Here is a 9,469-nt window from a genome sequence, read left to right as displayed (position 1 = left end):
CCTGAAAATCGCACAATACAGCTGTTTTGCATTGCAGAAAATATCGCTTCTGCTTGTAATAAAATATCACTGCTATCATTAAATACCGCCGCATCATGTTCGGTGACGGTTTGATCTAGCGACCGAGCATCTGGGATTAATTGCGCCGCAGTTTAATCAACAGGAACAACCCAGTAAAATTATCGACGGTCAATTAATCAGCCATCAGTTAGGCTTTGAATATGCCTTTAGTAGTCCATTTAAAATGCTTGATGCTTGCTAAACTGGCATAGGCTATAATAACCGATATATTTTGATAAAAAGGCGATTATTGTGACGACTCAAACTCAAGCGTTTGCATTACTTCAAGGTGATGAATTCGTAGAACTGTACAAAGTACTCAAAGTACTTGGTTTAGTTAACGGTGGTGGTGAAGCAAAGCATGTCATTACCGAAGGTCAGGTTACCGTTAATGGTGAAGTTGATACGCGTAAACGTAAAAAGTGTGTTGTTGGCGATATGGTGTCGTTCAATGGTACAACAATTGAAATTGTTCCAGCAGAGTAAGGATTGATAAATGCAATTCCCAGAAGATGATAATGGCCAAATGTTGGCAGCAATGGCGGATGCCGGTATTGATCTTACTAAGTCAATAGAAGTCGATTTCTTCTTAGTGTTTGATGACCAACGTGATGCAGAGTCAGCGTTAGAGGCATTAAGCCAAACCGATATGCAAGGCGAGCTTGAGCTAAATTTTGATGAAGAAAACACTAAGTGGGAAGTGATTGTTTGCTTGCAAATGGTGCCAGAATACGCGGCACTGGTTGGTAAAGAGACCGAGTTAAATAGCTTTGCGCAAGAATTTGACGGTATTTCTGATGGTTGGGGCGTAATGCAAAATCAAGGTGGCGATGATGAATTTGCTGATGATGACCATGTACACGGTGAGCATTGTAAACACTAATATCGCCATTTAGTCATGATTAAAAATTGAATTGAGTTATCCAATTCAAAAAAAGCCGTTAATGCCCCGCATTAACGGCTTTTTCTTAATTTATACGACGGAATTTAGTCATCTTCTTTTATGTCATTAATGACTTCTTTAGTTTCGTGACCAATGGCCTTTACGGCATCGCGCGTACCGTGACCGATTGCTGTGGTCACTTTTTTTGTGGTGTGACCGATTTCTTTGCCAGTGTGTTTTAATTCAGCGCAAGCTGACAAGCCAAGAAGCAGGTTGATCGACACCAGTATTACGACGACTTTTTTATACATTGTGGTGGCCTTATAAATAATCTAATATTAAATGTATCATCAGTTAACGATATTGCTATTTCAGCATAACGGGCTTGATGATTAAAGGGTAAAATCATGAATTTAAATGCCACATTGATTGGCCAAATTATTTTCGTTCTAACCTTGGTTGTGGTGTTTTTCACCTTAAAGTTTGCCAAAGGTAAAACCACTAATTTACCGCTAGTCGGATTTTATGCCTTAGTGTTAAACATTGTTTTTGCTCCAGCAGGTTGGATATATTGCTGGTATTGGTCAACAAAGCCAACTCTTTAATCAACAAACGGCTTGTTAACTACGATTAAGGGTAATGTCCGACACATAACCATGCTCAGTAGCGATTAAAGCTTGCTTAAGCATTGTGGCTGCTTCTGCTGCAGTCATAAAGCTTGAGGTATCGATGTCTTTGCCACTGGTTTGCCAAAAGTCGGTTGCCATGCCTCCGGGATAAACGGCAACTAATTTCATGGGACTGTCTTTTAATTCTAGTCGCAAGGATTCAAGCAACCCTTTTGCCGCCCACTTAACCGCACAATAGGTTGACTCATTTGCTTTGCCAGCCTGTGCTGCCGTCGACATGACTACAACAACCGTCACCTTGTGATGACGATAACGACTTACTAGCTCTCGTAACAGTAAAATGCTTGAGGTGAGGTTATTGTTAATTAGTTGATTAATCGCGTGCGGAGATTGTTGTTCAATTGGGCCAAAGTAACCACTACCTGCACAATGAATTACCCGACTAGGCGGCGTCGATAAACGCGAAAATAAATCACTAACATCCTGTGCCACACATAAGTCTGCTGCGTGAGCGGTTACATTAGCTTGCTCAAGTGGGGCCAAGTCTGCCATGACATTAGCCAATTTTTGCTCACTGCGACCAGTGATCAATAGACTGTGTTTTTCTGCAGCGTAAAGATGGGTCAATGCGGCACCTAAGCCGCTGCTCGCGCCGGTAATAACAATCATAATAAAGCCTTCAGCTAGTGTTCATTAGGTCGGCTACTATATCAATGCACAACTGAAGCGCAAAGTGCCAGTGTCCTAAAACGATAATCAATGCAAACATTGAGCTGTTTGATAATCATTTATTTATGCGAGTAGCGATTAGTTAAGTTAAATCGAATAAATAACTCGGAACGCTTTGTATTTTGACGTTAAAGATTGTCTAATAACGCCTTATTATTGTCTTACTGACTTCACATTTGTTGCCATTATAGAGAACTTTCATGTTTGAACTCACGCTCCAACTCGGCGTTATTTTGTTTGCTGTTGCTTTAATTGCCGGTTTTATTGACGCAATAGCTGGTGGGGGCGGTTTACTCACCATTCCGGCATTGATGTGGGCTGGGCTGCCGCCAGCAGCGGCTTTAGGTACCAATAAGTTACAAGCCTGTGGTGGGAGTTTTTTTGCAAGTCTATATTTTGTCCGTAAAGGCTTGGTCGATTTACGCAGTATAAAACTGTCGTTGATTTGCGCCTTTATCGGTGCCTCAATTGGCACCATATTAGTACAAATGATCGACGCGAAACTGTTAGAGGTAGTGTTACCTTTTTTGATTTTAGCCATTGGTTGTTATTTTTTATTGTCTAAAAAAATCAGTGAGCAAGATCGCCAACAAATTCTCACGCCAAGCGTATTTGCATTTACTGCTGCATTAGGCGTTGGCTTCTATGATGGTTTTTTTGGCCCAGGTACTGGGAGCTTTTTTGCCTTGGCATTTGTCTCATTAGCCGGTTTTGGTTTAGCTAAAGCCACTGCGCATGCAAAACTACTCAATTTTGCCACGAACATTGCTTCGCTCATTTTCTTCTTAATTGGTGGTCAAGTGGCGGTGATATTAGGATTAATTATGCTGGTAGGCCAGGCCATTGGTGCCACATTAGGCTCACGCCTTGTGGTCACTAAAGGAGTTAAAATTATTAAACCTTTGGTGGTGATCATGTCATTGGGAATGAGCGGTAAATTATTGTGGTCGCAATATATGTGATCGTAATAGCGGCAATTCGGGTTTACTCACGCCATTATTAAGCGTTTTTGATTAAAAGGGATGTTATGCGCATTATTCACACATCAGATTGGCACCTCGGCCAATATTTTTATGGCAAAAGCCGCGCAGCCGAGCATCAAGCTTTTATGGCATGGTTACTTGAGCAAATCGACCTTCATCAAGTTGATGCCCTTATTGTTGCGGGCGATATTTTCGATACTGGCACGCCGCCAAGCTATGCCCGCGCCTTATATAATCAATTCATTGTTCAAATTCAACAAACAGGTTGTCAGCTAATTTTACTGGGTGGTAATCACGATTCAGTATCAACCTTAAATGAATCTAAAAATCTGTTAGCCTGCCTTAATACCGTGGTTATCCCAGGGGCTCTTGAACGTGTTGAAGAGCATGTCTTTACTCTCAATAATCGCATGGGTGAAGTAGGAGCTATTTTATGTGCGTTACCTTTTTTACGTCCACGAGATGTGGTGTTAAGTGAATCTGGTGAATCTTCAATCGATAAACAACGCAAATTAGGTGATGCCATTAGTGAGCTCTATCAAAGTTGTTTTGAGCAAGCAAAGCTTGTTAATACAAGGCTGGCAACACCAGTGCCTATTATTGCGACCGGCCATTTAACCACTGTTGGTGCAAGTACTTCTGAATCCGTACGTGATATTTATATTGGCAGTTTAGATGCTTTTAACGCGGCACTTTTTCCGGCAGCAGATTACATTGCCTTAGGCCACATTCATCGGCCACAAGTGGTGGCGAAATCTGCCCATATTCGTTACAGCGGCTCACCTATTGCACTCAGTTTCGATGAGCTATCAAGTGACAACACACCAAATAAATCAGTATTTCTGGTTGAGTTTAGCCATGCCGCACTCAGCCAGGTTACGCCGTTGCTTGTACCCATTTTTCAGCCGATGCAGGTGCTCAAAGGCGACTTAGACAGTATTGAACAACAGATAAGTGCATTTGCTGTGCAAACCGATGCCACAACCATGACTTGGTTAAGCATTGAAGTCTCGCAGCAAGATTACCTCTCAGATCTGCAATCGCGTATCGCCGACATGACTCAAGGTCAAGCGGTTGAGGTATTGCAATTAAAACGTGCCCGTAGCCAACGTCAACAACATATTAAACAGTTAGATAATGAAACCTTATCTGAGTTAAGTGTTGATGAGGTCTTTGCTCGACGTTTAGCCCAAGAAACATTTGACAGTGAGTTGCAGCAGGCGCAGTTAGGCCGCATTAAGCAGCGCTTTAGCCAAGTGGTTGCTGAGGTTGAGTCTGAGCGACATACTCAAGAAACCGCTGCAAGTCATGTGTTGCAAGAGACTATGTCTCATCAGGTTAACACTGAGGTTGTTACACAAAGTGCGACAGACGGTGAACAGTCATGAAAATTTTAAGCCTTCGCTTTAAAAATATTAACTCGCTTAAAAATGAGTGGAAAATCGACTTTACCCAATCACCTTTTGCTGAAAACGGTTTATTTGCCATTACTGGGCCCACAGGTTCGGGTAAAACCACCATACTGGATGCTATTTGCCTAGCGCTTTACCATCGCACGCCACGGTTAAATAATATCTCTAAAACCACTAATGAGTTAATGACGCGCGGCACCGCTGAATGTTTAGCCGAAGTTGAGTTTGAAGTTAAAGGCGTTGCTTATCGTGCTTTTTGGAGTCAAAGGCGCTCGCGTGATAAAGCCGATGGTAATCTGCAAGATGCACAAGTGGAGCTAGCACAGCTAAGTGACGGTAAAATTCTTGCCAGCCAAATAAAGCGTAAAACAGAATTAATTGAACAAATTACTGGGCTCGACTTTGCTCGTTTTACCAAATCAATGATGTTGTCTCAAGGGCAGTTTGCGGCTTTTTTGAATGCCGATGCTAATGATCGTGCTGAATTGTTAGAAGAGCTCACCGGCACCGAAATTTATGGACTGATCTCAGAACGAGTTCACCAGCATTTTAGCGAAGCCAAAACCAATTTGAAATTGCTTGAGGCAAAACTTGGCAGTGTCGAGTTGTTTGATGAACAGCAAATACAGCAACACAAAGACCAGATTGAACAATATAGCCAAACCTTACAGCAGCAACAATTACAGCTGACTCAATTAAGTCAGTTTATTACCTGGGCCAATAGTTCTGAGCAAGCCCAGCAGTCATTAGCTAAGCTTGAGGCTGAGCAGCAACAGGCGCTAACGCATCAGCAACAACACAGTGACGCGTTAATGCAATTACAGCGCAGTGAACCAGCGCAGCAGATTTTGCCATTATTTGAACAACAGCAGAAAGCGCACGAAAAAGCGCAACTATTAACGGCGCAGTTGAGTGAATTAAGTCAACAAACCGAGCAAGCTGAAACGCTACTGCAAGAGCATAAACATAAGCAGACTCAAAGCCTACTACAGCTTGAAAATGTTAATCAGGCACATAACGTTTTACTGGCATTAATTGATGAGCAAGTGTTGCCGTTGGATCAGCAGATCCATCAACACAATTATCAATTAAACCACATTAAATTAACTCATCAACAAACCCATGAGCAGCAACAAAAGACGCGCGAGCAACAACAAGATTTATTAGTGCAGCAACAGACACTAACCGCCGCAAAGCAACACATTCAGCAACAGCTCGAGAGTTTGCCACAAGGCCAGGAAGTGGCTAAAAAGTTTGCCGCTTGGCAAAACCAGTACACACAAGTTGTGCAACTTAGCGAGCAGCTGAGCCAGATCAATAGCCTATGTACGCAGCAACAAGATGCGATCAAGCACAATCAGCTGACGCTAGGGGCGTTCGCGCCGCAAATACAACAAGCTCAAACTGAGCTTGCTCAAGCAAGATCACAGCAAGAAGACAGCCAAAAAGCATTAGCAGCATTATTGGCCGGCCAAGGTGAAGCACAAATTAATGCTGATTATCAGCAACTGATTGAGCAGCAAGCGGGACGTTATCAATTAACCCAGTTGTTGAGCCAATTTATCCGCCAGCAACAGCAATGCCAGCAGTTAACTGCTGATTCGGTGCAATTTGAGACTGAGTTGCAAGCTCTGGTGCAGTCTCTTTCTGGGGTAAGAAGCCAGTGGAGTGATAAAAATCAGCAAGTTAAAGATGTGCAAATGTTATTGCACCAAGAACAGCAAATTGCCAGTTTAACCATAGAGCGTGCCAAACTTAAAGCCGGTGAGCCTTGTGCTTTATGCGGTTCAACCGAGCATCCCTTAGTTGAGCGCTACCAAACACTCAATGTGTCAGCGACAGAACAAAGAGCACAACAGTTGCAGGCTGAGCTTGACGCGATTAAACAACAAGGTGAGCAACTTAAACATCAACAAACGGCGCTGCAAATTAATTATGACAATACGCAACAACAGTTAACTCAAACTCAAGCAGACATCCAAACCATAGTTCATCAGTGGCAGCAGCAAACAGAGGCTTTATCAATATCTCTTGAATTGGATTTGCAGCAGCAGTCCGCATTAAGCGATTACATCGACCAAACTGAAACCAAGCAACAGCAATTAGCGCTCACAATCTCTCAGCTTAGCCAATGTCAAAAAACCTTACATAAGCATCAGCAGTATGTGGTGCAAGCTCAACAAGTGCTTGCTGAGTTGATTAATCAGCAAGCGCTGTTACAACAACAGCTTGATAACTTGCAGCAAGGTTTACTCAGTCGTCAGCAGCAAGTGGAGACGGTGACTGCGCAGCAAACGTCATTACTCAACGGGCTTGAAAAACAGATTATCGCCACAGGGTTAACGGCGCCGACAATAGCCGATGCCGTAGATTGGCTAAACCAGTTACAACAGCAACTCGAGCTTTGGACTCAAGCGCAGCAGCAGGCTAATGATAATCGGCAGCAATTGAGTATTACGGCTGAAAAGCTCATGGCCAATAATCTGCAAGCGGAGGATTTGAGTACAAGGTTAAGTGCAGTGACAGAGCAATTCGATAATGCACAACAGCAGCTCAGCAACCTACAGGCACAACGTAAGCTTATTTTTGCAGATAAAGTGATTGAGGATGAAAAACAGCTAAGCCAAACAGCATTAGAGCAAGCTCAGCAACAATTAGCGACAGTACAGCTGCAATTACAAGCAGCGGATAAACATCTTGCTAGCTTAAGTGCGCAGCAAAGCGCCACCCAAACTCAGACAACACAAGTTAATCAAGAATGGCAGCAATTACACCGCCAATGGATGAGTGCCTTACATGCTAGTCCATTTGATGATCGACAGGCTTTTGAGCAAGCGTTACTTAGCGCGGATGAACGTTATCGATTGCAACAACTTAAACAGCAATTAGACAATGAAATTGTTAAAGCCAAAACCTTGGTTGAGCAGGCCGTTGCGCGCCAAACTGAGTTGATGCAGCTTGGGCAACAACATCGTTATGATTTAGCCCAACAAGGTGAAATATTACAGCAGCATCAGACGCTCGATTCAGAGCATCAACAATTAACCCAAACTTTGTGGCGCTTAACGCACGAGCTCGAACTTGATGCCAGTAGGCGAGAAGGGCAGCAGCAACTGTTAAAACAGCAGGCGCAATCACTGCAAGTTTATGACGATCTTGCCTATTTGCATGCTCTCATCGGCTCACAAAAAGGCGATAAGTTCCGCAAATTTGCTCAAGGGCTTACTTTAGATCATTTAGTAGCGTTAGCTAATCGACAGCTTGAACGTCTCCAGGGCCGTTACTTATTAGAGCGCAAAGAGTCGGATGCATTAGAGTTACAAGTGCTCGATACCTGGCAAGGTGATGCCGTTCGCGATACCCGAACCTTGTCTGGCGGTGAAAGCTTTTTGGTTAGCCTAGCGCTTGCGTTAGCGCTATCTGACTTGGTAAGTCATAAAACGAGCATTGACTCACTGTTTTTGGATGAAGGCTTTGGTACCTTAGACAGCCAAACTCTAGATACCGCACTCGATGCATTAGATAATTTAAATGCATCGGGCAAAATGATAGGCGTGATTAGCCATATTGAAGCGATGAAAGAGCGGATCGACGTGCAGATAAAAGTGAATAAAATGAATGGTCTTGGTATAAGTAAATTACAGCATGAATTTGCGATTAACGGCAGTTGATCTACCTCAAACTCCCGTAATGACTGCCATTGAGTTCAAAATTAATATTAATTAAATAACATTTTATATTTGTAATATGATTTTTTTTTGATATAAAAGAGCGTTGAAATGCAATTTGAGTACAGAAGCCCGCGTTTTAAGCTGTTTTTACCGGACTGCGAAGTATCAAATATTAGGCCATATTGATGACAAAAATGACCTAAACGTAACGTGTTAGCTCATTTTATTCTCAGTATCGCAATAACAGTTTGCAGTAAAAGAAAAAACAATAAATATAAAACGTCATCTTTTAGGGTGGATTAAACATTGCTAATGAGTAAAATAATGGCCTTCCAACGGCCATCGGTAAGTCAATTGAACTTACCAAACTTGCACAAGAAATTCTTGCTAGCAAGCGTGTTTGTTGTCGGTGCCGCCTTATTATGGCCAACACAACAAGAGTTTTCATCTCAACGAATTCCCGTGGCTATTGATATCGATTCACTATTGCCACATATCGCTCAGCAAGACAGTACCTTGAAAATTGTTAAGCCGACATCGCCAATTTTAGACCGCGTGATCCAAAGTGGTGATACTTTAAGTCAGTTATTTGAGTTAGCTGGTATCGACCAACGAACCATGTACAAAGTCCTTGAGGCTGATTTAGAAGTGTTAGCGTTAGATACTTTGTTACCCGGTAACCGTATCCAGTTCTGGGATAACGCGAACGGCGAACTTGATAAGTTAGAGTTATATTTTAATCCTGCTCATCAAGTGGTTTTCACTCGTTTTGAAGACGGAACTTACGCTGTAAATGACATTAATATTGATGGTATTTGGCAAAATCGTATCGTCGGCGGCGAAATTAATGGTTCTTTTTACGTGTCAGCTAAAAAAGCCGGTTTAAGTGCTGCTGAAATTCAAAAAGTGGAGTCATTATTAAAGTCGAAATTAAACTTTTCACGCGAGTTACATGCAGGTGACACCTTTTCGGTTTTGGTAAATGATCAGTTCGTTGAAGGTGAACTAACGGGGATGACAACGATTGAAGGTATTAGGATTAATACCAGTCGTCGCGATATAACCGCATTTCAAAACACTGATGGCAACTATTACGACATCC

The 9,469-nt window shown here is 42.5% G+C and carries 9 protein-coding genes; 7 read left to right on the top strand and 2 right to left on the bottom strand.

Annotated features, from left to right (window positions below):
- Window positions 1–312 precede the first annotated feature (312 nt).
- Window positions 313–546, top strand: a complete 234-nt coding sequence (locus tag H5185_RS19195; protein ID WP_124016120.1) for an RNA-binding S4 domain-containing protein — start codon at window positions 313–315, stop codon at window positions 544–546.
- A gap of 10 nt (window positions 547–556) precedes the next feature.
- Complete coding sequence (locus H5185_RS19190) at window positions 557–943, top strand: ribonuclease E inhibitor RraB (RefSeq protein WP_182698474.1); 387 nt, start codon at window positions 557–559, stop codon at window positions 941–943.
- A gap of 104 nt (window positions 944–1,047) precedes the next feature.
- Here the strand turns inward: H5185_RS19190 and H5185_RS19185 are convergent, their stop codons facing one another.
- Entirely contained in the window at window positions 1,048–1,254 is a 207-nt protein-coding gene (locus tag H5185_RS19185) for a hypothetical protein (protein ID WP_124016118.1), read from the bottom strand.
- 96 nt (window positions 1,255–1,350) lie between these two features.
- On the opposite strand from H5185_RS19185, the gene H5185_RS19180 reads away from it, so the two are divergent.
- Window positions 1,351–1,548, top strand: a complete 198-nt coding sequence (locus H5185_RS19180; RefSeq protein WP_124016117.1) for a hypothetical protein — start codon at window positions 1,351–1,353, stop codon at window positions 1,546–1,548.
- 15 nt (window positions 1,549–1,563) lie between these two features.
- Here the strand turns inward: H5185_RS19180 and H5185_RS19175 are convergent, their stop codons facing one another.
- Window positions 1,564–2,241 carry an SDR family NAD(P)-dependent oxidoreductase gene (locus H5185_RS19175; protein WP_182742896.1) on the bottom strand — a complete coding sequence of 226 codons (678 nt, stop codon included), beginning with the start codon at window positions 2,239–2,241 and terminating at the stop codon, window positions 1,564–1,566.
- Window positions 2,242–2,501: 260 nt separating this feature from the next.
- Between H5185_RS19175 and H5185_RS19170 the strand changes: the two genes are divergently transcribed.
- The 4 genes from H5185_RS19170 to H5185_RS19155 form a co-directional block, all read left to right on the top strand.
- Window positions 2,502–3,263 (top strand): TSUP family transporter, encoded by a 762-nt coding sequence (locus H5185_RS19170; RefSeq protein WP_124016115.1) that lies wholly within the window; start codon window positions 2,502–2,504, stop codon window positions 3,261–3,263.
- A 65-nt stretch (window positions 3,264–3,328) separates the two neighbouring features.
- On the top strand, window positions 3,329–4,672 hold the full coding sequence (gene sbcD, locus H5185_RS19165) for an exonuclease subunit SbcD (protein ID WP_182742895.1): 1,344 nt from the start codon (window positions 3,329–3,331) through the stop codon (window positions 4,670–4,672).
- Window positions 4,669–8,367 carry an AAA family ATPase gene (locus tag H5185_RS19160; protein WP_182742894.1) on the top strand — a complete coding sequence of 1,233 codons (3,699 nt, stop codon included), beginning with the start codon at window positions 4,669–4,671 and terminating at the stop codon, window positions 8,365–8,367. Before sbcD ends, H5185_RS19160 begins: the two co-directional genes overlap by 4 nt.
- A 312-nt stretch (window positions 8,368–8,679) precedes the next feature.
- Window positions 8,680–9,469: LysM-like peptidoglycan-binding domain-containing protein (locus tag H5185_RS19155; protein WP_310741677.1), on the top strand; the 790-nt coding region annotated here is incomplete at its 3' end.

It is taken from the genome of Shewanella sp. SG44-6, assembly GCF_014164185.1.
In the GTDB taxonomy this organism is placed as follows: domain Bacteria; phylum Pseudomonadota; class Gammaproteobacteria; order Enterobacterales; family Shewanellaceae; genus Shewanella; species Shewanella vesiculosa.
The sequence above is the reverse complement of the archived record's forward strand: the minus strand, read 5'-3'. Positions and strand labels throughout refer to the sequence as shown.

Bases quoted from the DNA above. Each gene is read 5' to 3' on its own strand.
- H5185_RS19190 (WP_182698474.1), top strand. From the start codon at position 557: ATGCAATTCCCAGAAGATGATAATGGCCAAATGTTGGCAGCAATGGCG.
- H5185_RS19185 (WP_124016118.1), bottom strand. From the start codon at position 1,254: ATGTATAAAAAAGTCGTCGTAATACTGGTGTCGATCAACCTGCTTCTT.
- H5185_RS19180 (WP_124016117.1), top strand. From the start codon at position 1,351: ATGAATTTAAATGCCACATTGATTGGCCAAATTATTTTCGTTCTAACC.
- H5185_RS19175 (WP_182742896.1), bottom strand. From the start codon at position 2,241: ATGATTGTTATTACCGGCGCGAGCAGCGGCTTAGGTGCCGCATTGACC.
- H5185_RS19170 (WP_124016115.1), top strand. From the start codon at position 2,502: ATGTTTGAACTCACGCTCCAACTCGGCGTTATTTTGTTTGCTGTTGCT.
- sbcD (WP_182742895.1), top strand. From the start codon at position 3,329: ATGCGCATTATTCACACATCAGATTGGCACCTCGGCCAATATTTTTAT.
- H5185_RS19160 (WP_182742894.1), top strand. From the start codon at position 4,669: ATGAAAATTTTAAGCCTTCGCTTTAAAAATATTAACTCGCTTAAAAAT.